At 60.4% G+C, this 25,678-nt stretch carries 24 protein-coding genes and 2 pseudogenes; 10 read left to right on the forward strand and 16 right to left on the reverse strand.

Going from position 1 to position 25,678, the window contains the following annotated elements; genetic code table 11:
• Nucleotides 1-12: 12 nt before the first annotated feature.
• Nucleotides 13-924, forward strand: coding sequence for a LysR family transcriptional regulator (locus tag G5S42_RS14235; RefSeq protein ID WP_176107304.1), 912 nt, complete (start codon nt 13-15; stop codon nt 922-924).
• 7 nt (nt 925-931) lie between these two features.
• Here the strand turns inward: G5S42_RS14235 and G5S42_RS14240 are convergent, their stop codons facing one another.
• Genes G5S42_RS14240 through G5S42_RS14255 form a run of 4 tightly spaced genes read right to left on the reverse strand, consistent with a single transcriptional unit; the run spans nt 932 to nt 5,035 of the window.
• Entirely contained in the window at nt 932-2,539 is a 1,608-nt protein-coding gene (locus G5S42_RS14240) for a rhodanese-related sulfurtransferase (protein WP_176107305.1), read from the reverse strand.
• The gene (locus G5S42_RS14245; RefSeq protein WP_176107306.1) at nt 2,536-3,132 is read right to left on the reverse strand and encodes a cysteine dioxygenase family protein; all 597 of its coding nucleotides are present in this window, start codon (nt 3,130-3,132) and stop codon (nt 2,536-2,538) included. The genes G5S42_RS14240 and G5S42_RS14245 overlap by 4 nt, the downstream gene beginning before the upstream one ends.
• Nucleotides 3,132-3,947, reverse strand: a complete 816-nt coding sequence (locus G5S42_RS14250) for a class II aldolase/adducin family protein (protein ID WP_176107307.1) — start codon at nt 3,945-3,947, stop codon at nt 3,132-3,134. The genes G5S42_RS14245 and G5S42_RS14250 overlap by 1 nt, the downstream gene beginning before the upstream one ends.
• Before the next feature lie 11 nt (nt 3,948-3,958).
• On the reverse strand, nt 3,959-5,035 hold the full coding sequence (locus G5S42_RS14255) for an LLM class flavin-dependent oxidoreductase (RefSeq protein ID WP_176107308.1): 1,077 nt from the start codon (nt 5,033-5,035) through the stop codon (nt 3,959-3,961).
• A 189-nt stretch (nt 5,036-5,224) separates the two neighbouring features.
• Here G5S42_RS14255 and G5S42_RS14260 point away from each other — a divergent pair.
• The 4 genes and pseudogenes from G5S42_RS14260 to G5S42_RS14275 all read left to right on the forward strand — a co-directional run.
• Nucleotides 5,225-5,503, forward strand: a pseudogene (locus G5S42_RS14260) (LLM class flavin-dependent oxidoreductase); the annotation flags it as partial.
• Nucleotides 5,504-5,662: 159 nt separating this feature from the next.
• Complete coding sequence (locus G5S42_RS14265; RefSeq protein ID WP_176107309.1) at nt 5,663-5,884, forward strand: hypothetical protein; 222 nt, start codon at nt 5,663-5,665, stop codon at nt 5,882-5,884.
• 37 nt (nt 5,885-5,921) lie between these two features.
• Nucleotides 5,922-6,747 (forward strand): annotated as a pseudogene (locus G5S42_RS14270) (CmcJ/NvfI family oxidoreductase).
• A gap of 778 nt (nt 6,748-7,525) precedes the next feature.
• The gene (locus G5S42_RS14275; protein ID WP_176107310.1) at nt 7,526-8,731 is read left to right on the forward strand and encodes an aminotransferase class I/II-fold pyridoxal phosphate-dependent enzyme; all 1,206 of its coding nucleotides are present in this window, start codon (nt 7,526-7,528) and stop codon (nt 8,729-8,731) included.
• A gap of 147 nt (nt 8,732-8,878) precedes the next feature.
• Here G5S42_RS14275 and G5S42_RS14280 read toward each other — a convergent pair whose 3' ends face one another.
• The 3 genes from G5S42_RS14280 to G5S42_RS14290 all read right to left on the reverse strand — a co-directional run bounded on the left by G5S42_RS14280 (nt 8,879) and on the right by G5S42_RS14290 (nt 12,842).
• Complete coding sequence (locus tag G5S42_RS14280) at nt 8,879-9,892, reverse strand: SLAC1 anion channel family protein (RefSeq protein ID WP_217709894.1); 1,014 nt, start codon at nt 9,890-9,892, stop codon at nt 8,879-8,881.
• A 181-nt stretch (nt 9,893-10,073) separates the two neighbouring features.
• A complete protein-coding gene (locus G5S42_RS14285) occupies nt 10,074-10,727 on the reverse strand; it encodes an isochorismatase family protein (protein WP_176107311.1) in 654 nt (217 codons plus the stop codon).
• A gap of 822 nt (nt 10,728-11,549) precedes the next feature.
• Entirely contained in the window at nt 11,550-12,842 is a 1,293-nt protein-coding gene (locus G5S42_RS14290) for an MFS transporter (protein WP_217710078.1), read from the reverse strand.
• A 178-nt stretch (nt 12,843-13,020) separates the two neighbouring features.
• On the opposite strand from G5S42_RS14290, the gene G5S42_RS14295 reads away from it, so the two are divergent.
• The 3 genes from G5S42_RS14295 to G5S42_RS14305 all read left to right on the forward strand — a co-directional run bounded on the left by G5S42_RS14295 (nt 13,021) and on the right by G5S42_RS14305 (nt 16,024).
• Nucleotides 13,021-13,743, forward strand: coding sequence for a GntR family transcriptional regulator (locus G5S42_RS14295; RefSeq protein ID WP_008922347.1), 723 nt, complete (start codon nt 13,021-13,023; stop codon nt 13,741-13,743).
• Between the two features lie 61 nt (nt 13,744-13,804).
• Complete coding sequence (locus G5S42_RS14300; protein WP_176107313.1) at nt 13,805-15,097, forward strand: MFS transporter; 1,293 nt, start codon at nt 13,805-13,807, stop codon at nt 15,095-15,097.
• A 51-nt stretch (nt 15,098-15,148) separates the two neighbouring features.
• Nucleotides 15,149-16,024, forward strand: a complete 876-nt coding sequence (locus G5S42_RS14305; protein WP_376776874.1) for an amidohydrolase family protein — start codon at nt 15,149-15,151, stop codon at nt 16,022-16,024.
• Between the two features lie 758 nt (nt 16,025-16,782).
• On the opposite strand, the gene G5S42_RS14310 is transcribed toward G5S42_RS14305, so the two are convergent.
• Nucleotides 16,783-17,754, reverse strand: a complete 972-nt coding sequence (locus tag G5S42_RS14310; RefSeq protein WP_176110522.1) for a LysR family transcriptional regulator — start codon at nt 17,752-17,754, stop codon at nt 16,783-16,785.
• A gap of 96 nt (nt 17,755-17,850) precedes the next feature.
• On the opposite strand from G5S42_RS14310, the gene G5S42_RS14315 reads away from it, so the two are divergent.
• Nucleotides 17,851-18,864 (forward strand): zinc-binding alcohol dehydrogenase family protein, encoded by a 1,014-nt coding sequence (locus G5S42_RS14315; protein ID WP_176107315.1) that lies wholly within the window; start codon nt 17,851-17,853, stop codon nt 18,862-18,864.
• Nucleotides 18,865-18,888: 24 nt separating this feature from the next.
• Nucleotides 18,889-19,314: a GlcG/HbpS family heme-binding protein gene (locus tag G5S42_RS14320; RefSeq protein WP_176107316.1), complete on the forward strand. Its 426-nt coding sequence runs from the start codon at nt 18,889-18,891 to the stop codon at nt 19,312-19,314.
• A 299-nt stretch (nt 19,315-19,613) separates the two neighbouring features.
• Here G5S42_RS14320 and G5S42_RS14325 read toward each other — a convergent pair whose 3' ends face one another.
• The 8 genes from G5S42_RS14325 to G5S42_RS14360 form a co-directional block, all read right to left on the reverse strand.
• Nucleotides 19,614-20,522, reverse strand: a complete 909-nt coding sequence (locus G5S42_RS14325; protein ID WP_176107317.1) for a LysR family transcriptional regulator — start codon at nt 20,520-20,522, stop codon at nt 19,614-19,616.
• Between the two features lie 106 nt (nt 20,523-20,628).
• On the reverse strand, nt 20,629-21,621 hold the full coding sequence (gene iolG, locus G5S42_RS14330) for an inositol 2-dehydrogenase (protein WP_176107318.1): 993 nt from the start codon (nt 21,619-21,621) through the stop codon (nt 20,629-20,631).
• A gap of 61 nt (nt 21,622-21,682) precedes the next feature.
• Nucleotides 21,683-21,979, reverse strand: coding sequence for a hypothetical protein (locus G5S42_RS14335; RefSeq protein WP_176107319.1), 297 nt, complete (start codon nt 21,977-21,979; stop codon nt 21,683-21,685).
• Nucleotides 21,980-22,092: 113 nt separating this feature from the next.
• Nucleotides 22,093-22,896, reverse strand: a complete 804-nt coding sequence (locus tag G5S42_RS14340) for an SDR family NAD(P)-dependent oxidoreductase (protein ID WP_176107320.1) — start codon at nt 22,894-22,896, stop codon at nt 22,093-22,095.
• Between the two features lie 151 nt (nt 22,897-23,047).
• Entirely contained in the window at nt 23,048-23,332 is a 285-nt protein-coding gene (locus G5S42_RS14345; RefSeq protein ID WP_176107321.1) for a YciI family protein, read from the reverse strand.
• Between the two features lie 43 nt (nt 23,333-23,375).
• Entirely contained in the window at nt 23,376-24,452 is a 1,077-nt protein-coding gene (locus G5S42_RS14350) for a maleylacetate reductase (protein WP_176107322.1), read from the reverse strand.
• Nucleotides 24,439-24,789, reverse strand: a complete 351-nt coding sequence (locus tag G5S42_RS14355; protein ID WP_176107323.1) for a Dabb family protein — start codon at nt 24,787-24,789, stop codon at nt 24,439-24,441. Before G5S42_RS14355 ends, G5S42_RS14350 begins: the two co-directional genes overlap by 14 nt.
• Nucleotides 24,786-25,667: an intradiol ring-cleavage dioxygenase gene (locus tag G5S42_RS14360; protein ID WP_176107324.1), complete on the reverse strand. Its 882-nt coding sequence runs from the start codon at nt 25,665-25,667 to the stop codon at nt 24,786-24,788. Before G5S42_RS14360 ends, G5S42_RS14355 begins: the two co-directional genes overlap by 4 nt.
• Nucleotides 25,668-25,678 lie beyond the last annotated feature (11 nt).

The raw sequence follows: 25,678 nt of genomic DNA on the forward strand, positions 1-25,678 counted from the left end.
ACAAGACCAGCCATGAAACTCGATGAAATCGAGGCCTTCGTTGCCGTCGTGCGCAGCCAGTCGCTGAGTCAGGCCGCCGACTCTCTCGCGCTGACGCAACCTGCCGTCACGCGCCGCATCCAGAACTTCGAAGAGGCGCTCGGCGTCGAGCTTCTCGATCGCAATACGAAACCGCTGAAGACGACGCCGATGGGCCGCGTTGTTTTCGAGCAATGCCGTGCCATCGTGCGCGAGGTGGACGCGCTCAGGCATCTGGTCTCGGACGACGCACCACTCGCGGGCGTGTTGCGACTCGGCGTCGCGCAGACGGTCGCCGATGTGGCCATGCTGAAGGCTCTCCATGCGCTGCGCGGTGCGCATCCCGAGTTGCAGGCGCGCGTGTCGACTGGATGGGGCAATCCGCTGCTGCAGAGAGTCGATGAAGGAGAGCTGGATGCCGCGATCGTGCTGCTGCCGGCCAACCGTACGTTGCCCGATACGCTAACGGGCGAAACGCTTGGCGAACTGAAGCTGGCTGTAGTCGCGCAAAAGGGCCGCCTGAAGAAGCGCGCGCATACGCTGGCGGAATGCCAATCCTATGGCTGGGTGCTGAATCCCGATGGCTGCGGTTTTCGCGCGGGTTTGCAGCAGGCGCTCGCGTCACAAGGCTACACGTTAAAGCTCAACCTCGAAACGCTCGGCACCGAATTGCAGCTCGGGCTCGTCGCAGATGGCGTTGGCCTGGGGCTGGTTCCGCTGCCGCTGCTGCGCAATAGCGCGCATGCCGCGCAGCTCGACGTGATTCAGATCGCCGAGTTCAAACCAGAAATTGCGGTGTGGATAGTACGTTCGAGCGCGTTGGGCAAGATGCAGTCAGCGCTCGGCGTGCTCGCGGAAAGCGTCGAACAAAGCTTCAAGGCGGCACGTCTGTCGCGCGCCGCCTGATCCCCGATCAGACCACGAAAAAGCCATGCGTGCCGTCGCGATCGAGTTGCGCGACGAGGCCGTATTCCCATTCCAGATAGGCGTTCATCGCTTCGTGCGCGTTGTCGGTGCCTTCATACGGACGACGATAGCGATCGATACGCGGCGAAGCGAGCCGGGACTCTCCCGATTCGGTCAGAAAGCCCGCACGTATCCACGCCGATGTGCCGCCCTCCAGCACATGTACGGGCTTACCTGTTAATGAGGCGACTTCGGGTGCGGCGAACGGTGCGAGCGCGTTGGTCGCGCAGGTGACGACATAACGTTTCGCGTCGGGCAGCGCGCGAAGATCGTCGACATCGTTCGACAGGCGCGAACGCACGATCCAGTGCGCACCCGGAATATGCGCCTTCACGTGGTTCGCGCTCGACGTAACGTCGATCACCACGGTGCGGCTCGATGGATCGGCGAGCAGCGCGGCGAGTTCTTCGGCGGACAGGGTAGGTGTATGCGCGGGCTCGGGTTTTGCGCCGCGCCAGGCGCCGCTGTCCGTCAGATCCTGGTCGGCAGCATCATCGATTACATAGACGTCGATGTTCATCTGCGCGAGCCACGAGGCCGTCATGTTGGCGCGTACTCCGTCATCGTCGAACAGCACCACGCGCGCGCCGCGCACGGGCGCGAACATGTCCGTCTCCTGCACGAGCTGGCCGCCCGGCGCGCCCTGAAACCCCGGTGCATGCGCGCGTTCGTATTCGGCTGGCGTACGCACATCGAAGCGATACGTGGTGCGCGACGGATCGGACGCCCAGCGAGCGGCTTCATCGAGCGTCGTGCGTTGGACGCCCGCGCGGTCGGCGAGCGCGCGCGCTGCGGTGCGCGATGCATCGAGGTTCGTCTGATCGAGACCAGCCTCGGCGTCGAACCGACGGCTGCTGCCGTGCTCCAGCGTCTGCCCCGCGAGCGTCCAGCCGATAGTGCCGTTGCGCAGCGCCGCGACGGGATTCGGCAGCCCTGCATTGACCAGCGATTGCGTGCCGATGATGCTGCGTGTGCGCCCCGCGCAATTGACGATCACACGCGTCTTAGGGTCCGGCGCGAGCGCCCGCGCGCGCAGCACGAGTTCCGCGCCGGGCACGCTGATGCTGCCGGGAATGTTCATCGTCTGATATTCGTCGAAGCGGCGCGCGTCGAGCACGACGACGTCGTCACCGTTTCCAAGCAAGGCTCCGACCGCCTCGGCGGAAAGCGAAGGCGTATGCCGCTGGGCTTCGACGAATTCGCCGAAAGCCTTGCTCGGCACGTTGACGTCGCGAAACACTTCGCCGCCGGCGCGAATCCATCCGTCGAGTCCACCCGCCAGCAGCGCGATCTGTGTGTATCCGAGGGACGTGAGCTTGTCCGCGGCGCGCGTCGCAAGTCCTTCGCCTGCATCGAACAGCACGATCGGTACGTCGCGGCGCGGCAAGCGTGTGTACGCATCGAGTTCGATCTTCGACAACGGAAGGTTCGCGGCGAAGAGCGGATGAGCCTGCGCGTGCGGATCTTCTTCGCGGACATCGAGCAGCGCGATTTCGCGGCGCGCGAGCAGCGCTTCACGCACGTCTTCAGATGTGCGGACGGGATATGACGTCATGAAAGATGCGGTTCCTTGCTGAGATCCCACAGGTTGGGGAGTGTGTCGTTCGAGTAGCCTGAAATAAAGGGCTTGGGCCGCTCGCCTGGAGGATAGGTGGAGCGGCGCACCGCGCCGATGTTGGCACCATAAACGTGGATGCTGACGGACGTGCGGTCGTCGTACGCATTGCGCACGCGATGAATGTCGCCGATGGCGGGCGACACCGCTTCGACATCGCCCGCTTCGAGACGCACTTCGGCACCCGCCGCGCGTAGCGCGCCGTCGTTGTTGCGCGCATAGGGTGCCGCAAGTTCCGCGCCGCGCAGCACACCGATGAGTCCCCACACGGTGTGATCGTGAATCGGCGTCTGCTGGCCCGGGCCCCACACGAAGCTGACGACGCTGAAGCGTTGCCGCGCATCGGCGTAGAGCAGAAATTGCTGGTAGCGTTCGAGGGACGGCTGCGCGTAGGCATCGGGCAGCCAGTCGTCAACGCGGATCAGTTCGCGCAGCGCAAGCGCGCCCCGATGGAGCAGCCCGGCTTCATCGACGCCGGCATCGATGAGTTCTGCAATCTCTCCGACGAAGTGCCGCAGTTTGTGAATGGCCATCAGTCGAGCAACTCCCGTTCGCTTTCGATCAGCCCTTCATACAGGCTGTCGAATGCATGACGCGCACCGTTTGCGCGGCCGACCTGCTGATGCGTGAGATCTGCCATATCGTGAGGAATCGGCTGCGGCGTGCCCGCCGCTTCCGCGAGCAGTTGCGCATGACACGCGTTGTCGAGCGCGATGTACCACCATGCAGCCGCTTCGACTGTCGGACCCGCTGTCAGGATGCCATGATTCTTCAGGATCACGGCCTTGCGAGAGCCGAGCGCATCCGCGATGCGCGCGCCTTCCGTCGTATCGAGCACGACGCCGCGAAAATCATCAAACAGCGCGTGGTCCTGGTAGAACGCGCAAGAGTCCTGTGTCAACGGATCGAGCTTGCGGCCGAGCGTCGACCATGCCTTGCCATACAGCGAATGCGTATGAGCGGCCGCGACGACATCGGGGCGTGCCTCGTGAATCGCCGCATGAATCGCAAATGCAGCCTGATTCACGGGCCCATCGCCGACGACGATCTCGCCGTGGCGATTCACCAACAGCAGATCCGACACGCGCATGCGGCCGAAGTGCCGGCCCAACGGATTGACCCAGAAGTGATCGGTCCATTCGGGATCGCGCGCGGTGATATGCCCCGCGAGCCCTTGCGCGAAGCCATATCGTGCGAACAGTCGAAACGCGCCCGCGAGACGTTGCTGGCGATGCAGACGTTCTTCGGCAAGCGAGCGCTGAGGTTCATGTTCATCGTCGAACCAGAACTTGCGCACGGGGGTGTCGCGCCGCGCGAGCGACGGTTGATCGGCGAGTGCGGTGCTCATGATCGCTCCTGTCAGGCGGCGCGGCGTGCGCGGGACGTAAGTTCGCGGGTCGCGGGAATCAGTTCGCGGCCATAGTCGATGGCGTCTTCCAAGGGATCGAAGCCGCGAATCAGGAAGGTCGTGACGCCGAGTTCATGATATTCGGCAAGCGTCTGTGCAACCTGAGCAGGCGTGCCGACAAGTGCCGTCGAATTCGAGCGTCCGCCGATTTCTTTCGCCACCGCGGTCCAGAGACGCTCGTCCGCGCGCACGCCTTCACCTGATGCAGCGAGCAGGCGGCGCGCCCCTTCGCTCTGTTGCGGACCGCCGCGCGAGAAGCCCTGTTCGACACGCAGGCGACGCGTCTCTTCGAGGATGTGTTCTGCGCGCTCCCATGCGGCCTTTTCCGTCGCGGCGAGAATCGGGCGGAACGACACGGAGAAGCGCACGCTGCGGCCATGCTTCGCTGCTTCGGCCCGCACGCGCGTCACCTGTTCGTGGACCTGCTGTTTCGATTCGCCCCACAGCGCGTAGACATCGGCGTGCTTGCCAGCGACGGCCAGTGCTGGCTCGGATGCGCCGCCGAAATAGATCGGCACATGCGGCGATTGCTTCGGCTTGACCTCGGAGAAGGCCTTTTCCACGCGGTAAAAGCGGCCTTCGTGATCGAACGGCTGATCTTCCGTCCACATGCGACGCAGAATCTGCAGATATTCGTCGGTGCGTGCGTAACGGTCGTCGTGACCCAGGAAGTCGCCGTCGCGCCGTTGATCCTCGTCGCTGCCGCCGGAGATGAAATGCACTGCGAGCCGTCCGCCTGAGAAGTGGTCGAGCGTGGCGATTTGCCGGGCCGCGAGTGTCGGCGCAACAAAGCCCGGACGATGTGCGAGCATGAAATGCACCTTCGATGTCACGCTCGCCGCGTAAGCGATCGTGATCGTCGCATCGGGGCTCGTCGAACTGTGCGGAACCAGGATGCGATCGAAGCCGGCGTTCTCGTGCGCCTGCGCGAAGGCGCGCACATAGTCGGTGTCGATAGCGGGGCCTTGTGGAAGATGCGTTTCCGATACCTTGCGCTGTTGGATCATGCCGATGAATTCGACGCTCATGTTAGCTCCTTGCGGAAATCCGTTTCGATGGAGAAATGCATGCCGCAACAGACGCGGCGATGAACGCGCGTCAGTGGACGAACCCGTCGAGGCTAACACTGCGTTATGCGGGCGCTAAATAGTAAATTCAGATAAACATATAGGATGCGCATGTTGTCCCGCAGCGCGCTTTGGCGTCGAGCGCTCGAGCTGGCCGAACTCGACAAGCCGCTGCGCGAGCGTCACAAGGCGAACATCGATCCGAACGTGGTCATGATTCAAACTTTTGCGCGATCGGCTCAAGTCGGATCGAACGGCGGCACAGCAGCGGGACTCGTCCGCGATTACGGCACGGTCGCGCAGCGCATCGCGGCGTTTCATCGCGCGGGTATCGAACTGTTCATGCTTCAGTTCCAACCGTTCGAGGCGGATATGCGCAGCTTCGCGGAAGAAGTCGTGCCGCGAGTTCGTCGCCTGTTGTCGGCTTAGGCGCCCGACCGCCCAGGCTCGATCTATTCCGACCGGGTCCGTCCTTGAGTGCCGCTGCCTAAGTGCACGCCACGCTAAAAAGCATTGCATAAATGCTTGTTTGTGAAAGCGCTTTTGGGTGACTAGATTCAATGAACGTAACGAACAGGAGGGCGCACCATGTCGATGGGTCACGCCATCTTCCGCCGATTTGCGGTGGTCCGGCAGCGCACGGATATCGGCTCCAGTCACGCAGCAGCCCCAGGAGAAAGCCCGCATGCTGCCGTCGGCAACGACCCGGAACGGCTCGAACGCATTGCGAATTACGCGCGCGCAGGGTACTTCAATCTGGGATACACGCTAGACATGTTTCATGCACTGGGAGAATTCGCGCCTGAGTGAATGGTGCGTGTCGAATCTCTGTTATGGAGCGCAGGCAATGAACGATATTGTTATCGAGCAGCCGGCCGTCGTCGAGGCCGCGTTGAACTATCTGGTTGCGAACGGCGAAAAGCCCGCCACCTATGCGTACGAGCCGCCCGATGGTGCGCCGTTGCGCAGCGGCGTCTACCGGACGCAACGCGTGAATGTCAGCAACGCGCGCATAGCGCCGCCGCCGGGTGGTTTGTCGCTCGATCGTAACGGCTTCGAATTACACCATCACGCAAGTGCATTGAACGATTTTTCCGACCCGACGGCGATCGAACGCGTTTATTACCCGGAGTCTGAAACGCTGCTCAAACGGGCGACGGGCGCAAAGCGCACCTTGATTTTCGATCACACGCTGCGCGATGGCCGGACCGAGCGGGCCGACGGGGTGCGCGAACCCGTCAAGTTCATCCACAACGATCAGACTTTCCTGTCGGGCCCGCGCCGCGTGCGCGATCATCTTCCACCGCATGAGGCGGAAGATCTGCTGAAAGGCCGCGTCGCGATCGTCAATCTGTGGCGGCCGATCGGAGGGAGAGTCGTCTCCGCTCGCACTGTGCGATTCGCGCAGCATCTCGCTCAATGACCTCGTGCCGTCGGACCTCATCTATCGCGACAAGGTCGGCGAGACGTATGCGTTCGTGTTCAACCCGCGGCACCGCTGGTACTACTTTCCGCTGATGTCGCCGGACGAAGTGCTGCTGCTGAAAATCTACGATTCGGCGGGCGACGATGTCGCGCGGCTGACTGCACACACGGCGTTCGATGATCCGTCCTCGCCGCCTGATGCGCAGCCACGCCGAAGCATCGAACTGCGCGCGCTACTGTTCTTCTGAGCGTTTGCGGAACTGCCGTACGAGTTCAAACTCAGAAGAAGCCGCCCGTCGGCCGAAGCTGACCTGTCAATGCGCTTTGCCCGAGCGGCTTCTCCTTGTATTGCGCCAGTGCCGGTCCAGCCCGCCCGCGCGGGGGACGACGGAGCCTGAGCCGAGATCCATGAGAAGCTTCCGTTTGAATCCTGAAGCCCGTTTTTTTTGACCCGAGAGGCGATAAGCGTTCAGGGTTATTCGATGCCTGCCCTTATTCACATGGCTGTGAGCGTGCCGCGGCGCCTGCGGGCAGGCGAAGGATAAGCCTCGAGGGAGGAAACCGCGGAGTGGTCCGAGGCGGTGGGAATTTTAGGTGGCTATGGCGATTGATGGTTCGACATCCTCGGCCCTGTTAGAGCAAGGCGGCCCAAACGGGATGCTCGAAGTGGCCAGGCGCCTGGATGATGCGATGAATTCGCGCGACGGTGGGCGAAACTGCCCGGCTAAGGCAGGGCTTGCTGCTTTGCCTCCGTCTTTTCACTTGCTCATCTGCACAACCGCCCATCTTCCCTAGGCACCGTGCCTGCGGGTTTATGCCGTAATATTCTGTAGGAAATTCTGTTTACAATACGCGCGCCTCCCGGCATATCGCGACGCCTGTCCCGTCGACGACTACAATACAAGGCGCACGACTAACGTTGCCGCCGCGCGTAAGCAGAGACCACCCGCCTCAGCGACAACGACGAGGCGCCGCGCGTCTGTGCGCACACGCACGATCTGCGGCGGCGCCGAAACGAAAAATATCATGCATGACTTAAGCGAAATCGCCCAATGGCTGGAGAGCCACACTATTCACCACGTATCTGACGTTCACGCAACACTGCCGGATCCCACCTTCATTTCAAATGGGCGTCAATTCGTTTCGTTCAGTTCGAACAATTATCTGGCACTGGCGAACCATCCCCGATTGGTGACTGCCGCCAAGCAGGGACTCGATCGCTATGGCGTCGGTAACTGCGAGTCGCGCCTTCTGGGCGGCGATCTAGAGGTCTACCGCGAACTCGAGGCACGCCTGGGTGCACTCAAGCACAAAAGTGACGCAGTACTGTTCGTGACCGGCTACATGACCAATCTCGGCGTGCTCTCGACGCTGGTCAAAGCCGCTACGCTGGCGCGCTTACACGGCTACCGCCCCAAGACTCGCCGGAAATATGCTTACTACTCGGATGAGTTCAATCACGTCAGCATTCGGGAAGGCATCCAGATGTCCGGCGCACTGCGGCACACCTACCGACACCGCGACCTGAATCATCTGGAGTCGCTCCTGCAGAAGGGGGACCGCACCACACCAATCATCGTCAGCGACGGCGTGTTCAGCATGGAAGGGACCATTACCCCTCTGCCGGACCTGGTGGCGCTGGCCGAGCGCTATGGCGCCATCCTGTATATCGATGATGCGCATGCTACCGGCGTACTAGGCGAGCATGGCGGGGGCACCTCGGAACATTTCGGTTGCTACAGCCCCCATATCATCCAGATGGGCACGTTGAGCAAGGCATTTGGCGCCATTGGCGGGTTCGTGGCAGTCGATCGCGATATGGCCGACGTGATCCGGCTTACTAGTTCCGCCTATGGTTTTACCTGCCCGCCGCCGCCGGACCAGGCTAGCGCCCTACTTGCTGCGCTCGACCTGTTGGCCGAAGAGCCGCAACGGCGGCAAAAACTGTGGGACAACCAGCGTTATTTCATCGATCGTATACGCCCGCTCGGATACCAGCTGTTGTCGACCGAGACGGCAATCGTCCCCGTGCTGATCGGCGAGACGGAACTGTGCGCGCGTTACGTCAAGGTGCTGCGTGAAGAAGGTGTCCACGTCGACTCAGTCCAGTTTCCGGCCGTGCCACTCGGACAAGCACGACTGCGTTTCATGATGAATGCTGCACATACCAAGGTGCACATCGATCATGCCATCGCGGTAATGGAAAGCATCGGCGCAAGGGCGGTGTCGTAGCTTTCTCCCGCGGTGCCTTTCCCAATGCCCGATGTGCGCGTTATTGCGGCCGTTTGATCATGAAATGGTCAACGGCGGAAGGGGGTCGGCTTGGTGCATTCGCCCTTCCTCTAAATAGATACTGCATGTTCCCTGCATACGCAATGTCTAGGTGCTCAAGGTGCGCAATTCGCCAGAGAGTAACCCCTTCAAAGTCCTCAGGAAGATACCAAGAATAGCAAGGCTGGCGATACAAAGTAGAAGCAAGGCGATGCTATTGGTGATACGACCGGGGCTCTCTCTTGCAACTCTGAGAGAGCAGATCGCCGACGCTGAGAGAGGGAAGCTGACAGCCCACCATGCAAGACGAAAGGGACAGCAGGCTGCAAGATAGCGCATTTGTCCAAACAGCACCGCGAGGAAAAACAAAGTCAGCATGTAGAGTGCTTCCGCGAACAGGTCATGGCTACCGGTCACCGCGATGTAGGCCGAGTAGCCGACGGCAAACGGCGCAACGAGAATCATCAATGTCGGTCGCAAGCCGTCCGGCATTGGGTCCTCGAACAACAATCGCGCAAAGATCAGCGTAAAGATTGGCACGGCGAAGAATAGCCCAACCGCGAGTGCGAATACGCCGAGTTCCGAAGTGGCTGGTAGACCGAGCGCGGGCATCGCCAATGGCAGGTCGAGCATGCCAACAACCGGAATAATCCACACAGGAGTAGCGTGGGGCAACTGCTGGCGGCGACTTATCCATCGGCTGACGATGAGCCACGCTAAAAACACCATGCCGACGGCACCCAATACCCACATGCCGAACGCAAGTTCATGGCTTACACGTACCAGAACGATTGGCAGCAGCAGAAGACTGATTGCTACCGTTCCGAACAGACAGCCGGCAATCGGATGCCCAAACTCCGTCTTCACCGCGTGCCAGGCAGTCAGGCATTTCCAACCATATCCAAGAACCAGCGAGACGAAGACCGCGACGGCGACAGCTCCGATGCCATCAGCGATCGAACCCGGCACGCCATACATCTGCGAAGCAGCGCGCCACGCAACAGCGAGTCCAACCAGCCCCATGACCGATCCAAATAGTCCGATCGGCAGATAGTCGAACGCCTGTCCAGTCTGGGGCGGACGACTTGCGAGCATCTGCATTTCCTGGTCGTTGGTACTCATCCGAGCTCCATGCCAGTGAGCGACGCTGGCAGAACTGATCAAGGTATGGAAACTTTCTTTTACGATGTCGATACTGTGCGCAGGAACTTGCTATAAGGCCGAGATGCGCGCCAGAAACCGGACTTGTGGGCTTATGTCATACGCATCGTGTAGAGGACGCCCAAAATCGGCGCCGTAGTAACTACCCTTGCGTCATGGCTTTCACGACGTCCTGAGTCGTGACCACAGCGTGTGCGAGAAACGCGTAGTTCACAAGTGCTGCCTTATAGCCGTCGCCCCACGTCGGATGGCGCGGCCCCGCCGTGGCGTCGGCGACGACGGTCACTTCGAAACCTTGCTCGATCAGATCGCGTAGATGAGCTTCGACACACATATTAGCTAGCATGCCGCCAAGCACGACTTTCTGCACATTGCGCTTGCGAAGTTGCAGCGTTAGATCGTTGGTCTGTGGACCGAAAACCTTATGTGGGCTCACAACGATAGTTTCGCCATCGTCAATGAATGGCTTGAATTCCTCCAGCCAGTCAGCCCCCGACTTCTGGAACCCGCTCAGGTTCAGCGCGCCCGTTCGCGCGAACGTTCCCGTTTGAAACTCACCCGTCTCAAGCGGCCCATTGAATTGCCACCGAGTGTCGGTTGGGTAAAAATAGTGCGGGGAGATGAAAACACTGAACTTCCCGGCTTTCGCTGCCCTGAAGATTGACAGCATATTTTCGACAGTCTTATTTTCAGTCACGCTTGCGCCAAGAACGCCCCAGTTCTTCCCGTTCGGGCTGAGTACGTCGTTCTGGGGATCAGTGAATACTACGGCAGTATCGGCTGGATCGTAGTTCATAATTCGCTCCTAAAAATGGAGTTGAGACGCCCGCCGAAACTGGCCCCCTTGATGCACCTTATTCGCCGTTCATACGCCTCAGGATCGCAATAACGATTATCTGGAAGATGAAATAAGGGAGCAGCCCTGCCAAAACAAAGACAACAAGATGACAACACCGGGATTTTGAAATTCGTTCTCAGCATGTTGGTCATTTCCCAGTATGGCCCTTTCAGTCCACCGACGGCGAGCAACCCCAGATACCGGATTCTGCCAATTAGCGCGGCCAACGACCTATGCCAACGTGATTCGACTATTGTAGTAAAGATTTCTGATGGGACAAGCCTATCCCATGCGAATAATGGCTTAATCACCGTTTATTCTTCTACTATCAACAGTGATGTCACGATTTTAAAAGAACGTGTCATTCATCGATACGCACTGTGAGGCGTTTGCATCGTGGGGCTAGCGGTGCACGTGCCGGCACGGATATTGCCGATAGTGGCAAACACCCTCGGGTCGATTGCACTCGGCTCGAGGTATCGTCGAATGTTTGGGTGCTGTCTTTGATCGTCCCAAATGGCGAGGCAAAGGTAGAACTGCATTTATAACGCAGCGGTGGCGGGTCCAGTGGCTCGCTTCTCACTCGCCGACGGGACGGCGGCGGCCAAGAGCCAGCGTTCGCTAGCGGCAGGACCCGGGCCAACTACGGTCGTTCCCTCCGACGCGCAGATCGCCATTCAAGCGTCGGCTTCGCACCCGGCACCAGACCGTCGCGGTTGGAGTCATCTCGACAAACGACGCACGCCTATGCACCATCCAGCACCTGCGTCGCAAGATGGTTTACTGCCGCGCCGCTATCCGCACGCGCTCGCCCGCTTTGGTTCGCGCCGACGCGATCGACATGCCCAGGCCGAGCAACGTCAGGCAGACGACGGGCACCAGCATCGGAGCGCTTGCGTTGCCCGCGACCTTTCCTATGTAAGGCATAAGGTTCTGCGCGAAGAAGCCTCCGAGATTGCCAATCGAATTGATCGCCGCGATGCTGGCTGCAGCGCGGGCGCCCGTGAAGTATCGCGGGGGCAGCGACCAGAAGCATGGATAGAGCAGGGGAATGCATGCGCCGCCCAGCACGAGCGCGGCAAATTGCAGCGGCAGACCCGGCAGCACGAGACTGAGCGCGAAGCCGATCACGCCGACGCCCGCAACCATCGCCATCGCCCTGAGCACCACACCCTCGCGTTTCAGCTTCGCGGGCAGCCACAGCAGAAGCAGCGCGGAGAGCATCCACGGAATCATGTTGAGCAGGCCATTGAGCGACGAATGCGAGACGCCGCCGCTTTTCAGCAGCGTGGGCAACCAGTACGTCACGCCGTAGAGCGAGGTGGACATCAGCATGTAGCCGCACGCGAACATCAGCACGCGTTTGTCGACGAGCGCCCGCCACGGATGCCCGGCGGCCGCTTGCGCCGGCGCCTCGCGCCGCAGCGCCGCGATCATCAGGGCCTTTTCTTCGTTCGACAGGAACGGGGCGCGTTCGACGGACTCAGGCAGAAAGCGCAACGCAACGAGTGCGACGAGGACAGCAGGTATCCCGGTTGCCACGAACACCCATTGCCAGCCAGCGAGACCCAGATTGCCGTCCAGCGACAATAGCAAGCCACCCGCGAGCGAGCCGAGCATGTTGGCGAGCGCGCTGCCGAGCGTGAAGAAGCCGAGCATGCGTGTGCGATGACTCTGCGGAAACCAGAGCGTCAAATAGAAGATCACGCCCGGATAGAAGCCAGCTTCGGCGACACCCAGTGCGAACCGGAACACATAGAAGAGTCCCGTTGAATGTGTGAATGCCATCGCCACGGTAATGGCGCCCCAGGTCGCCATGATGCGCGCGAGCCAAAGGCGAGCGCCGAAACGATGCAGCGCAAGCGTGCTCGGCACCTCGAACAGCAGGTAGCCGATAAAGAAGAGCGACGCGCCCAGACCATATGACGCTTCCGACATTCCCAGCGCATGCACCATCTGCAGCTTGGCAAAGCCGACGTTCTGCCGGTCGATAAAGGCGATCAGGAACATCACGATCAACAGCGGCATGAGCCGCCAGGCGACCTTTTTCACGACAGCCTGCTCGGCAAGCATGGTTTGGCTCACAATCAATCTCCGTTCAAAAATTCATATATATGTTTAGGTGAATCTGTTTTCTTGACAATGGGTACAAACCCGCTGGAAGCTCAATTCAAAGCATACACAGGGTTATCACCGATCTACCGTCGGCCTTGATCATGAAATCATATATATGAATTGCACGGAGACTACGATGCCTGCCGATGACCGGTTGCCCCGTTACCAGCGTTTGCGCGACGAAATGGTCGCTCTGATTGCGGCCCGCCATTGGCGGCCGGGTGAAGCGATCCCTACCGAGCAGGCGCTCGCCAAAAGCTACGACGTGGCGGTCGGGACGGTCCGCAAGGCCGTCGATCTACTCGTCGCGGAAGGCCTGCTGGAACGCTTTCAGGGCAGAGGGACGTTCGTGCGCCGCGCGAGCTTCGACAGCTCCCTGTTTCGTTTCTTCCGTTTCCAGACACGGCAAGGCGAACGACGCATTCCAGAGAGCCGCATCTTGCGACGCGAGGTCGTCGATGCGCCGTCGGCTGTCGCCGCGATCTTGCAGATTTCGAGTAGCGCGCGCGTGATCCAGATGACTCGCCTGCGGCTGATCGACGGCGTGCCGATGCTCGCTGAAGAGATCTGGCTGCCCTATGTCCGTTTTGCGGCGTTTGCGCAGATGGACCTGAATGAAGTCGGTGACCTGCTGTATCCCGTGTACGAGGCGCAATGCAATCAGGTCGTGGCGTCCGCCACGGAAACACTGACCGTCGAAGCCATCGGCCCGTTGCATGCTCGACTATTGCGCATCGAGCCGGGTACGCCCGCCGTCGTCATCGAGCGTCTTGCATACGGCTACGACAGACAGCCGCTCGAATGGCGCCGCTCACGCGGGCCTGCCAGCGAATTCATCTATCAGGCCGAGATCCGCTAGCGATCGCGCGCCTTCACAAACAAGTTGTTCCCACGCAGGAACGACGACCTGGGAGACAGCAATGTTCAAGTGGTTCAGCCAGATTTCAGGCAATGAACGCCGGACGTTCTGGGCGTGCTTCGGCGGATGGGCGCTTGATTCGCTCGATGTGCAGATGTTCAGCCTCGTGATTCCGGCGATCATCGCCGAGTGGTCGATCAGCCGCACGCAAGCGGGGCTCGTCAGCGGCGTAACGCTGGTGGCGTCGGCGCTGGGTGGTTGGATCGCGGGCATGATGTCGGACCGGCTGGGGCGCGTAAAGACGCTGCAATGGACGGTCGCGTGTTTTTCCGTGTTCACGTTCCTGTGCGCGTTCGCGCAGAACTATCCACAGTTCCTCGTGCTGAAGACACTGCAGGGGTTCGGCTTTGGCGGAGAATGGGCGGCGGGCGCCGTGCTGATGGCCGAGACCATCCGCAATGAGCATCGCGGCAAAGCGATGGGCAGCGTGCAGAGCGCATGGGCAGTCGGCTGGGGCGCAGCGGTGCTGCTGTATGCGCTGATGTTCTCGCTGCTGCCTGCGGATACTGCGTGGCGCGTGATGTTCGGGGTTGGCATCGTTCCGGCGCTTCTGATTCTGTACGTCCGACGCGGCGTGCAGGAGCCTGCCGCGCCGGCCCGCGCAACGCGCGATGCGCGGGCGCGTCAGCAGCCGACGCCTGGCCTTGTCGTCGGCATCTTTTCTCCGCAAGTGCTGCGCATGACGCTGATCGGCGCACTGCTCGGCGTTGGTGCGCATGGCGGCTACTACGCGCTGATGACCTGGCTACCGACGTTTCTGAAAAGCGAGCGCCATCTGTCGGTCTTGAGTACGGGCGGCTACCTCGCCGTCGTGATCGTCGCGTTCTTTTGCGGGTGCCTCGTGAGTGCGCAGTTGCTGGATCGCATCGGACGCCGCAAGACCATACTCACGTTTGCGATCTGCTGTGTGATAACGGTGATCGCCTATCTGTTTCTACCGCTCGGCAATACCGCGATGCTGTTCCTCGGTTTTCCGCTAGGCTTTTTTGCAGCGGGCATTCCGGCAAGCATGGGCGCGCTATTCAATGAGCTGTATCCGCGCGGGATGCGTGGCACTGGCGTCGGGTTTTGCTACAACTTCGGTCGCGTCGTGTCGGCGGGATTTCCGGTGCTCGTCGGGCACATGTCCGCGACCATGTCGCTTGGAACGGCGATCGGCATCGATGCGGGACTCGCGTACTCAATTGTCGTGCTGTCCGTGCTGATGTTGCCCGAGACACGCGGCCGCACGCTGGGCGAAGCCACGCTCGAGCCCGAACACACAGGCGCGCTTTCTCACGCGCAAAGGCATTGACGGGCAAGGCACTCGCCGTAACCGCGCAAGACTGGTGATGAAGGAACGTCCGTGATGGAGAAGTCGAGGATAGAGGCGAGCCACCGGCAGGCTGTGTATCGTCCGGCCCACATTGCATCTGTCGATACTCATGCTCATGTATTCGAGCGCGGCTTGCCGCTCGCCCAAAAGCGTCGCTACGTGCCCGACTACGACGCCACGCTCGACGCATACCTTGCCCAACTGGACACGCACGGCGTATCACACGGCGTGCTTGTGCAGCCCAGCTTTCTCGGCACCGATTGCAGCTATATGCTCGATGCGTTGCGCCGCGCGCCGCAGCGGCTACGCGGTGTCGCGGTGATCGAGCGTGATTGTCGGATCGACACACTGACGGAGATGGCGAATGCGGGCATTGCAGGGATTCGGCTGAACCTGATCGGACATGCCGATCAGCCGCTCGACAGATGGGTGAGCGCGCAAACGCTCGCCCATGTCCGCGATCTGAAATGGCATGTCGAAGTGCATGCGGAAGCTGCGCGGCTGCAGGGCGTCGTCGAGCCGCTTCTGGACGCTGGCATGAATGTCGTCGTCGATCACTTCGGCAGGCCCGATCCGGATATCGGTGTAAAAGACGTAGGCTTTCGCCGTCTTCTTCGACTGGCTGATACGCGGCGTGTGTGGGTGAAGATATCGGCCGCGTACCGGAATCGACGGCAGCTTCGCCCGGATGACCATGATGCGCATGAGGCATTTCATTTTCTGAAAGCGGCCTTTGGCGTGCATCGCCTCATGTGGGGCAGCGACTGGCCCCATACGCAGTTTGAAGCAGACGAGGATTTCACTCACGCGCTCGAACTTCTGCGCGCGCTGCTCCCGGTTGAAGAAGAGCGCAGCGTTGTCCTGGCAGACACGCCAGCAAGACTTTACAGGTTCGACATTGCGTGATTCACATGGCGCATTGCAACGGCAGCACTGGCTAGACGGGTTGCCTAGCCGCGCAGCGGCGATAAGGTCTCAGTGCGACGTACACCGGTCATAGTCATACTGGCCAAAACATTTCCGGCCGCAAGTCGCTTACCTCGATGCTCACATCGGCCGGCAGATTGGCCACGACTAAGAGAATATATTCCCTGTGCGCAGTTTCGCGTCGATTTCGCAAGCGCGTCAGATGGCCCCCCCGACAAGCGGCCACAAGGGCCGGGGCAGGAAGGCGCAAGAAGCCGTAATCACAACGGGCGGACGTTTCGTCGCGTCGACGCTGGACATCTGCAACGACGCGTTTATGCAGAACAGCGGCTCAGCCACCGCACCGACGCTTTGCATGAGCGTCTGCCGCGTCGCGAGACGCGGCAGACAGATCTTTCGCCAGGTTGGTCCTCCCGTGGTCGTTCTTCCTGGCGGATGACATGCACCGATTTACGCAGACCGTACGACCGAAAACCGTCTTGCTACCCGTACGCATGGCCGGGAAGCGCGAACGTTCGTTGGCGAAGCACATCCGGCCAACGATCCGCTTGACACCGATCAATTGGAAGGCCGGCATACTCTGCTTGGAAGCAGGCATACAGGCTGCGAGGAATTAAATGGCAGATAGGGGTCGATTGGTGCATTCACCGACGGCGTGGTGGCAGCTAACTGTCCCCGGTCGTCAACGGGCAGAGCCCGGCCAACAGACGACCTTTGCGGGCAAAGAGGTTCGGCATTCAGACGTCCGTTGCGCCCTGGAGGCGGCCATTTAAATCGCGAGCACAGCCTGAGTGCCCCCTCAATGGATAGCTGGCGAGCAATGCAGCACATCGCTCCCGCAAGAAAGCATGCAACGCGTTAATCGCCGGCGACAGTTGCGCACGGTGAGCACAAATCAGGTGCAGCGGGGCAGGCTCGCAATACTCCGGGGGAAATAACTCCACCAGTCGACCTGCCTTTAGATCGTCAATGAGGTCCAGCCGCGACTTATAGACAAGTCCTTCCCCGGCTATCGCCCAGCGACGGACGACATCGGCATCGTCGCTGATGCGATTACCCGTGACTGCCACGGTGCGCTCGCCCCCGGGCAGCGTGAAGCGCCAGCGTTCATGTATCTGCTCGCTCCAGACATACCGAAGGCAGTTGTGTCGCCGCAGGTCCTCAACTTTGGCCGGTGCGCCATGCCGTTCGAGGTATGACGGCGCGGCACACAATGCCCGTCGGTTGTTGTCGACCAGCCTCATCGCCAGAAGAGACGAATCAGGTAGCGCTCCGTAGCGCACGACGGCATCCAGCGGCTGGCGGGTCAGGTCGGCCGCCCTGTCGCTCATTTTCAGGTGCAGCGACAGTCCAGGGTGCACGTGCTGAAATTCATCCAGCCACGGCACCAGCAGGTTTCGACCAAAGTCGGATGGAGCGGACAGCCGCAGCGGCCCGGTCAGCGCCCCCCGGCTGTTTGCCAGGGCCTGCTCGCCTTGCTCCAGCGCACCAATCATGACCCGCGCATGCGGCAGGTATCGCTCCCCGGCGTCCGACAGTTGCATGCTCCGCGTCGAACGGGTGAACAGGCGCGTGTCCAGCGCCTTTTCGAGCCGCTGCACTGACGCACTCGCATGTGCGGGCGCGATATTCAACTGGCGCGCCGCCTCCGAGAAGCTGCCGTAGTCCACCGTGTGCACGAAGATCTGAACGTCATCGAGTCGAATCATTTTCATCGAAATGCTGAAACTGTTTGGGCTGGACGAGTATTTATCCGTATATCGACGAAAGATAACATGGTCTCATACCCCTTGGAGACCACGTGTATGAGAGCCATCGGCTTCTATCAGAACCATCCCATCAGCCATCCGCAGGCGCTGCAGGACATCGAGTTGCCGACGCCGGAACTGCGCGACCACGATCTGCTGGTGGAAGTGAAAGCGGTATCGGTCAACCCGGTCGATACCAAAATACGGCGCGGTGGAGATATTCCGGAAGGCGGTGCGCGCATCGCCGGCTGGGACGCGGCGGGAATCGTCCGCGCGACCGGTCCGCTGGCCACCCGCTTCAAGCCAGGCGACCGTGTCTGGTATGCGGGTGACATCAAGCGGCCCGGCTGCAACAGCGAACTGCACGCCGTGGACGAACGCATCGTCGGACCCATGCCGACATCACTGGATTTCGCAGAAGCCGCTTCGTTGCCGCTGACCGCGATCACCGCGTGGGAACTGCTGTTCGACCGTCTGCGTGTTCAGGCAGCGGATCCGACCGACAACAACGTGCTGCTCGTCATCGGAGCGGCGGGCGGCGTCGGCTCGATTCTGACCCAACTGGCGCGCGAGTTGACCGGCATGACTGTCATCGGCACGGCCTCGCGGCCGGAAACCCGCGAGTGGGTGCTGGCTCATGGGGCGCATTACGTCCTCGATCACCATCAGCCCTGGGCAGCCCAGCTGGCCGCGCTCGGTATCGAGCACGTCACCCATGTTGCCGGGTTGAACAACAGCGCTGCCTACGTACCTCAGATCGCCGCCGTGCTGCGCCCGGAAGGCCAGTTCGCCCTCATCGACGACCCGGTGGGTCTGGACATCGGTCCGTTCAAGGGGAAATCCATCTCGATTCACTGGGAGCTGATGTTCACCCGTGCGATGTTCACCACCGACACCCTCGCACGGCAACAAGCGTTGCTGCGCCGCGCGGCGCATCTGGTCGATCTGGGCCGCCTCAAGCACACGCTGACCCGCCGCATTGACGGCATCAACGCCGCAGGTCTGATCGAGGCGCATGAGCTGGTCGAGGCGGGCAACATGATCGGCAAGGTCGTCGTCTCCAACCACTGAACCCTTCTGAGAACGAGCATCAACATGACATCGCAAATCATCAGCACGGCAACGATCAGCCTGGAAGCCGCCCAAGCACTGCTGGCAGAGGCGCGCCGCGCCTGCGCGGCGCGCGGATTCGCCGCGACAATCGCTATTACAGATGCGGGAGGCCACCTGCGCGCCTTCGAGCGCGCGGATACCGCCCCGTTCCTCACCGTTGACGTCGCCATCGACAAGGCATGGACCGCCGCGTCGTTCGGCATGGCCACGCACCAATGGAATCAGTACATGGCCGAGCCCGCCGTTGCCCCGCTGGCACACCATCCGCGGCTGACGCCGGTCGGCGGTGGCGTACCGATCTTCCACGAAGAGCGTCTGGTTGGGGGCATCGGTATTTCTGGCGGAGCATCCCTTCAAGATCATGAGGCCGCTGAGGAAGCACTGCGTAACGCAGGATTTCTGCAATAAACCGTGTGCTACCCATGAGGCGCCGCCGCGGATGACCGGATCACTTCGATAGCTGCCGTCGATGCTGTGGTGGCTCGAGCGGCGGTTCAGGGTCGACTCCTGCCGGATACCTCCGGATCGACCACAGCCCCGATCTTCGGTTCGGGGTCGGACTAGGTTCGGCCACTTTCCGCCGTTCGCCTGAGTCATGCGGTGGTCGTTCGAAGGACCGGTCCACGCCGAAACCCGCCCGATGCTCAACGCGCAGTTGTCGGCCAAAGCCGGCATTGGAACGTGCTCGGTTTTAGGTCAGCAATGCTTCAGTCCAATCGTCCTTGACCTGCAAGTTCTACCAAAGTGTCGACCACATGGCGCACCTTGGGTCGCAAATGAGCCACCTTCGGCCACACTGCGTGCACGTCTATAAGCTCATTTGAAATTTCGTCGAGGACTGACACCAATGCGCCTGACTCGAGATGTGGCCTTACGAGGGACATCGGCATCTGGCACACCCCCATGCCCGCGACTGCAGCTCCCACAATTGAGTCTCCATCGCTAATTTGATGAGTCCCAGGCGGCGAAATGCGTTGCGTTTGCCCGTCAATATGCACACGCCATGAAAGTGGTTGACCGCGCCGATACCCGACGATGCACGCATGATGCTGCAGCTCTGCAAGACTCCTGGGAGTTCCACGCTGCGAGAGATAGTCAGGCGATGCTGCAATCACCATCCGTTGACGTGTCAGTCGTCGTGCTATCAGACCACTCGAACTTTGAAGTTCGCCAAAGCGGATTACAAGGTCAACGCCTTCTTCTATCGGGTCAATCAGATAGTCCGAGAAGGTCATCGTGAATAGCAAGTCGGGATACTTGCGACCGATGTCCAGCAGGATTGGCACAAGAATGCGCCGCCCGAAGGCAGCGGGCATATCAATCCGCAATCGACCTACTGGCTGCTGATGGCCTGGGCCGATTGCAGTTTCCGCCGTTGAGATTTCGTCGAGTGCCGATGTGCAGGCAGCGAAATAGGCTTCGCCGTCCGCCGTGAGTGAAATGCTTCGGGTGGTCCGATGGAATAGCTGCGCGCCAAGGCGGTCTTCCAGCTTAGCAATGGCCTTCCCGACCGCTGATTTGGTCAACCCAAGTTGCTCGGCAGCATCAGTGAAGCTGCGAGATTTTGCGGCGGTGACGAAAATGACGACCCCGCTGAATGTATCAACCAGCGCCATGTCTCCGCCTATTGAAGAGTTTCATTCTTCATGTAGCGCCGAATATCGCGGATTGTCAACCTTCTGGCGGGAATCAATACCGCTCCAACCACCGCACCTTTAGTGCCTAAATCCTAACGGCGCAGCCCTTGGTGGCCGCTTCGAGCGCGCAGTTCGCGATTCGCAGTGCTCGAATCCCATCCCGTGGCGTCGCAGGCATGGGCGCATCGGTTTCTAGCGCCGTCAGAAAACGGTCGAGCTCCACTTTGTATGAGTCCGCGTGTCGCTCGAGGAAGAAATTGAGCAGCGGCTCACGCGCCTCCGTCCTATCGCTCGTCCAGCGGCGCAGGCTCGAAGGCCGATGATTTTCATTCAGCACCATGCCCTTCGAACCGAAGACCTCGACCCGTTGGTCAAAGCCATATACCGCCTGGCGCGACCCGTTGATATGACATTGCTTGCCTGACGCTGTGCGCAGCAACACCATCACGCTGTCGTAATCGGGAAGCTCTTCCAGACCTGGGTCGACAAGCCGGCTGCCCATCGCCATCACTTCAACTGGCTCCTCACCGAGCAGCCAGCGGGCTGTATCGAAATCATGAATCGTCATGTCTCGGAAGATTCCGCCCGAGTGTCGAAGATACTCGCGCGGTGCCAGGCCTGGGTCACGGCTCGTAATGACAACCTGCCGCACGTCGCCCACTTCTCCGTCTTCTATAGCCTGCTTGAGGCGCAATGCGTCGGGGTCGAAGCGCCGGTTGAAAGCCAGCATGACTCGCCCGCTGAGCCGCTCGATTTCTTCCACCGCAGCGAGCGCGCGGTCGATGTCCAGGTCGATGGGCTTCTCGCAGAGAACCGGCTTACCCAGCCGAACTGCCTGCAATGTCAGGTCGATATGGGTATCAGTCGGCGTGCCGACAATAATGGCATCGACGTCTTCGCGGTCGACGACCGCCTTGCAATCGACGGACGCGTCGCAATCAAGGTCCGCGGCAAGCGCCCGGACCGCTTCCTCGTTGGGGTCGGCTACAGCAACAGGTTTCATCCGGCGGTCAGCCGCAACGTTAGCCGCATGAATCTTACCAATGCGCCCAGCGCCGAGAACGGCGATACGCAACATGTCAGTCTCCTATGTTCTGCCGGCACCTCAGGCGTACCGACGATTCTTCCAGTTGATACGGTCAGTTCGGCTTCCGTCTGCCAGCGCTCGCATTCTTCAAACTCTGCTGCGATGCAGCCGATTGCCGGATGGTCGGTTCAGCGGACGGAAACTCGGCTATCTGTCGGCTGAGCCGCAGAATGTCTTCAAGACCAAAGTCCCTTACTTCAGGCACTCGGTCCCCACGGGCTTTTGCGACGGCCGTTGCTATGCGCAGCGCGTTCGAGCGCTCACGAATCAGCAATTCGAGCGCTTCGACGAGAAACGCGCGCTCACGTTGCGACGTGTCCGAGTCAATCACGTGGTTGTGGGCAGACATATTCTGGTCCTCAGAACGATGTGGTCGTCAACGCCGTCCACTCGCTATTTCCTGTCAGTCCGAGGTACCGCGAAACAACGGGCTGCGACAGGTTCGAGAAAGCTCCGGTGCCGTCAAATCAGACTGCGAATGCTGCCGCCGTCGACGCCCCAGACTGCCGACGTGACGAACGATGCGAGGTCGGAGGCGAGGAAGACAATCACATTCGCCACCTCGTCGGGTTGCCCCAGTCGATTCAGCGGCAACTGGCGCAGAGACAGTTCGTGCTCGACGGCTTCCTTCGGCGCCATTCCATGAAATTTGCCCATTGTGTCTGCAAATCCGCCTTGCTTCGTCCAGAACGGCGTCCAGACCGGGCCCGGCGCAACGGCGTTGACACGAATCCTGGGGGCTTCGGCTCGCGCGAGGCCTTTCGTGAGAGCGAGGACAGCCGCCTTCGATGCGGAATAGTCAATCGGCACAGGTTCAGGCTGGCGTGCCAGGTCCGACGCGTTATTGATAATCACCGCCTTTTCACGAGTACGCAGCACCGGCAACAGATAGCGACACGTCCGCACGTAGCTCATGAAGTTCAGATTCATCGTGAAGTCCCATTCTTCGTCCGAGAGTTCTTCGAACGTGCGGACTTTCCCGGTCCCCACGTTGTTGACGAGGATGTCCACTTCGCCGCCATATGACTTCAGCGCCGCATCAACGCCGCCTTTGACTCCGTCAGCCGTGGACAAATCCGCTTGTGCAATCGTTACGTGCGCTCCGAGCGAACGCAGTTCCGAATGGGTTTCCTCAAGCGCATTTGCGTCGATATCGATGAGGCAGAGACGCGCGCCTTCGCGCGCAAATCCCAACGCCGTCGCACGACCGATGCCTTGCGCGGCGCCCGTGATAAGAACAATCTTTCCGTCGAGGCCTGTTTCCATGATGTCTCCGATTCGATTCTGTGTACTGTTTCAAGCGCCCGGAGAATCAATGGTCTCCCCCAGATCGAAGTCCTCGGAAATTCGAGGACGAGCGCCACCCGCTCCTCGCCAACGCGAGGCTGCAATTTCGAAACTCTGTGAAGCGACAGGTTTAGCGGTTATCGACCCGCTTGATGAACGGTCTGATGTCGACTGTGTTCCAGATCCCTGCCTTGTTGAACGGGTCGGCGTCGACAAACTTTACGATTTCCTCGATGCCGTCTGCTTCGTAGAGAAAGAAGCTGCCAATCATCGTCTGACCGTCGGACCTCGTCAGTGGACCGGAAATCAGCGTCTTGACAGGTGCGGTCTGCAGATAGGCCTTGTGCGCGTCGTAGTTTTCCAGGCGACGCTCGACCATGTTCGGATGGTCAAGGCAATAGACAGTGAAGTGCATTTTTGTCTCCTTGCTGTGATTTGAGCATTCGGCTCGTCAAGCGTCAGGTCGTCGCCGCGCGTGGCGCGGCGCCATCAAAAGCATCGTGCAAGATTTCCAGGAGTGCCTCGCGTTCAATTGCACGCGGGTTCCAGTACGGATTGGAACTGGCGATATCAGCTGCCTTCGAAACGTCTTGGGCCGACATGCCGATGTCTTTAAGCGCGAGCGGTGCGCCGCAACGTTTCGCCAGTTCATACACGCCCAGTGCCGCGTCGTCCGAGCCAAGCGCGCGTGCAATCCGTTTCATCGCATCGGGTGCAGCCTGCCGGTTGTAGCCGAGTGCATGCGGAAGAACGATGGTGTGCGTCTGCGCGTGCGGCAGGTTGAAGCTCCCGCCCAGCGTATGACAAAGCTTATGGTGAAGCGCCATGCCAACGCTGCCCAGAACGGTCCCGCACAGCCAGGCGCCATACAACGCATCAGAGCGGGCTTCGACGCTTTGCGAATCGTCGACGATTGCCGGCAATGCGCGCGCGAGCGCTGCGATTCCCTCTTCAGCCATCAGGCTTATGACTGGATTCGCATCACGCGAATAAAGACCCTCTGCAGCGTGCGCAATCGCGTTGATTCCGCTCGTAACCGACAGTGCGACCGGAAGAGACATTGTCAGGTCAGTGTCGTAAATCACGGTCCTCGGCAAGACTCGCAGGTCTGTACCGGTCTTTTTCATTCCGGCATCCGTGATGCCATAGATTGGAGTCATCTCGCTGCCGGCGTATGTCGTCGGCACAGCGAGAATCGGGAGGTCCGATTCAAGCGCAATCGCCTTGCCGAGCCCAATCGTCGAGCCGCCTCCAACGGCAATGGCGCAGTCCGCCCGCAGTTCCCGTGCGAGGCCGCGAGCCTCCTTAACCAGCTCGAGTGGCACATGCATGACCGCGCGGGCGAAGATGCCAGCGGCACGCTTACCGAGCCGCGCGGCAACGGCTTCACCCGTTTCTTTCTGCTCGGGGCTACACAGAATGAGTGCTCTCTCCGAGCTTAGCTGAAGCACTTCGCGCTCGAGGTGCTGCAAACTGCCCGGACCAAACACGACCCTACCTGCCCGTGCCTGGTAAATGAATTCACGCTTTTGCATCAAGATGCTCCGGTGTGCGGTCTGAAATCAAGTCTGCATCTGCTAGATAGTCAACCTGGAATCTCGCTGTACGCAGGTCGCCGAGTTCATTGCGCACACGCAGATGCTCTGGGTGAGACGCGTAGGTTTCTAGCGCCTCCTGAGAATCGAACTCCGTGACGAGAACCGCGTCGCACGCGTAGTCGACCCGACTGTAGTCGAGTCCGACTTCGAGGTGCCGCATCCCGGGAATACGGCCCCGCAAGCCCTCGAACTTCCTCTTGACAAGGTTCGACGCAGTTTCCCGTTCCGCGGGCGTGTCCCCGCGAACACGCCACATCACAATATGCCTAATCATGCGGGAACCTCCGAAGGGTTAAGCACAAAGTCGTACTCAAGCGAATACCACGGAACGCCGATTTCCCGACCATCCGGTGCCACACCTGCTTCGTGTCGCTTCCACTCCGCAATCAACGTCGAGCGAACACCGAACACGACGTCGGAATCGAGATACTTGTCGCCATCGCGGAACACATGCGTGATGAGCGTCTCGTATCCAGGCGCTTCAATCATGAAATGCAGATGTGCAGGGCGCCACGGGTGGCGGCCGACGGCCGCCAACATGCGACCAACGGGCCCGTCGTGCGGGATGGGGTAAGCCTCCGCGAGAATCGAGCGGAAGTTGAAAAAGCCTTCAGCGTCGGCCTTCAGCCGACCTCGAGCGCGATGGATGGCGTTGCCGGCCTCGTCGAGGTTCTGGACATCATAGAAGCCGTCTTCGTCCGATTGCCACACGTCAATCTGCGCATCGGCAATGACTTCCCCGTCCGCACCACGCACCTGCCCACTTATATAGCAGGGTGCGCCCTTTGCGCCATTCGAGATGTCATCGCCGTTGTCGTAAATAGGCGCGCCCTCAACATAGAACGGTCCGAACACGGTGGCCTCTGTGCAGTTGGACGGTTTGCGGTTGTTCTGCGACATGACCAACATCGAAAGGCCAAGCGTGTCAGACAGCAGAATGAACTCCTGCCGCTTGTCGTCGGTGATATGACCCACCTCCGTCAGGAACTGGATTGCTTTGAACCATTCGTCCTCGGTGAGATGGATATCTCGAGCAAAAGCATGGAGATGTTGAACGAGACTCGTCATCACAGTCCTCAACCTTCCGTTTTTGCAGTCCGCAAATGAGGCGATAACGGCTTGGGTAATAGTGTCTTCGTTGATGTTGCGCATCGTGCAGTCTC

This window comes from Paraburkholderia youngii (genome assembly GCF_013366925.1).
Classification (GTDB): domain Bacteria; phylum Pseudomonadota; class Gammaproteobacteria; order Burkholderiales; family Burkholderiaceae; genus Paraburkholderia; species Paraburkholderia youngii.

What these genes read in the sequence shown, in the direction of transcription:
- G5S42_RS14345 (WP_176107321.1), bottom strand. Translation starts at nt 23,332, where the DNA reads ATGCACTTCACTGTCTATTGCCTTGACCATCCGAACATGGTCGAGCGT.
- G5S42_RS14320 (WP_176107316.1), top strand. Translation starts at nt 18,889, where the DNA reads ATGACATCGCAAATCATCAGCACGGCAACGATCAGCCTGGAAGCCGCC.
- G5S42_RS14285 (WP_176107311.1), bottom strand. Translation starts at nt 10,727, where the DNA reads ATGAACTACGATCCAGCCGATACTGCCGTAGTATTCACTGATCCCCAG.
- G5S42_RS14280 (WP_217709894.1), bottom strand. Translation starts at nt 9,892, where the DNA reads ATGAGTACCAACGACCAGGAAATGCAGATGCTCGCAAGTCGTCCGCCC.
- G5S42_RS14335 (WP_176107319.1), bottom strand. Translation starts at nt 21,979, where the DNA reads ATGTCTGCCCACAACCACGTGATTGACTCGGACACGTCGCAACGTGAG.
- G5S42_RS14315 (WP_176107315.1), top strand. Translation starts at nt 17,851, where the DNA reads ATGAGAGCCATCGGCTTCTATCAGAACCATCCCATCAGCCATCCGCAG.
- G5S42_RS14245 (WP_176107306.1), bottom strand. Translation starts at nt 3,132, where the DNA reads ATGGCCATTCACAAACTGCGGCACTTCGTCGGAGAGATTGCAGAACTC.
- G5S42_RS14275 (WP_176107310.1), top strand. Translation starts at nt 7,526, where the DNA reads ATGCATGACTTAAGCGAAATCGCCCAATGGCTGGAGAGCCACACTATT.
- G5S42_RS14325 (WP_176107317.1), bottom strand. Translation starts at nt 20,522, where the DNA reads ATGGCGCTGGTTGATACATTCAGCGGGGTCGTCATTTTCGTCACCGCC.
- G5S42_RS14265 (WP_176107309.1), top strand. Translation starts at nt 5,663, where the DNA reads ATGTCGATGGGTCACGCCATCTTCCGCCGATTTGCGGTGGTCCGGCAG.
- G5S42_RS14310 (WP_176110522.1), bottom strand. Translation starts at nt 17,754, where the DNA reads ATGATTCGACTCGATGACGTTCAGATCTTCGTGCACACGGTGGACTAC.
- iolG (WP_176107318.1), bottom strand. Translation starts at nt 21,621, where the DNA reads ATGTTGCGTATCGCCGTTCTCGGCGCTGGGCGCATTGGTAAGATTCAT.
- G5S42_RS14295 (WP_008922347.1), top strand. Translation starts at nt 13,021, where the DNA reads ATGCCTGCCGATGACCGGTTGCCCCGTTACCAGCGTTTGCGCGACGAA.
- G5S42_RS14255 (WP_176107308.1), bottom strand. Translation starts at nt 5,035, where the DNA reads ATGAGCGTCGAATTCATCGGCATGATCCAACAGCGCAAGGTATCGGAA.
- G5S42_RS14290 (WP_217710078.1), bottom strand. Translation starts at nt 12,842, where the DNA reads ATGCTTGCCGAGCAGGCTGTCGTGAAAAAGGTCGCCTGGCGGCTCATG.
- G5S42_RS14300 (WP_176107313.1), top strand. Translation starts at nt 13,805, where the DNA reads ATGTTCAAGTGGTTCAGCCAGATTTCAGGCAATGAACGCCGGACGTTC.
- G5S42_RS14250 (WP_176107307.1), bottom strand. Translation starts at nt 3,947, where the DNA reads ATGAGCACCGCACTCGCCGATCAACCGTCGCTCGCGCGGCGCGACACC.
- G5S42_RS14340 (WP_176107320.1), bottom strand. Translation starts at nt 22,896, where the DNA reads ATGGAAACAGGCCTCGACGGAAAGATTGTTCTTATCACGGGCGCCGCG.
- G5S42_RS14240 (WP_176107305.1), bottom strand. Translation starts at nt 2,539, where the DNA reads ATGACGTCATATCCCGTCCGCACATCTGAAGACGTGCGTGAAGCGCTG.
- G5S42_RS14235 (WP_176107304.1), top strand. Translation starts at nt 13, where the DNA reads ATGAAACTCGATGAAATCGAGGCCTTCGTTGCCGTCGTGCGCAGCCAG.
- G5S42_RS14355 (WP_176107323.1), bottom strand. Translation starts at nt 24,789, where the DNA reads ATGATTAGGCATATTGTGATGTGGCGTGTTCGCGGGGACACGCCCGCG.
- G5S42_RS14350 (WP_176107322.1), bottom strand. Translation starts at nt 24,452, where the DNA reads ATGCAAAAGCGTGAATTCATTTACCAGGCACGGGCAGGTAGGGTCGTG.
- G5S42_RS14360 (WP_176107324.1), bottom strand. Translation starts at nt 25,667, where the DNA reads ATGCGCAACATCAACGAAGACACTATTACCCAAGCCGTTATCGCCTCA.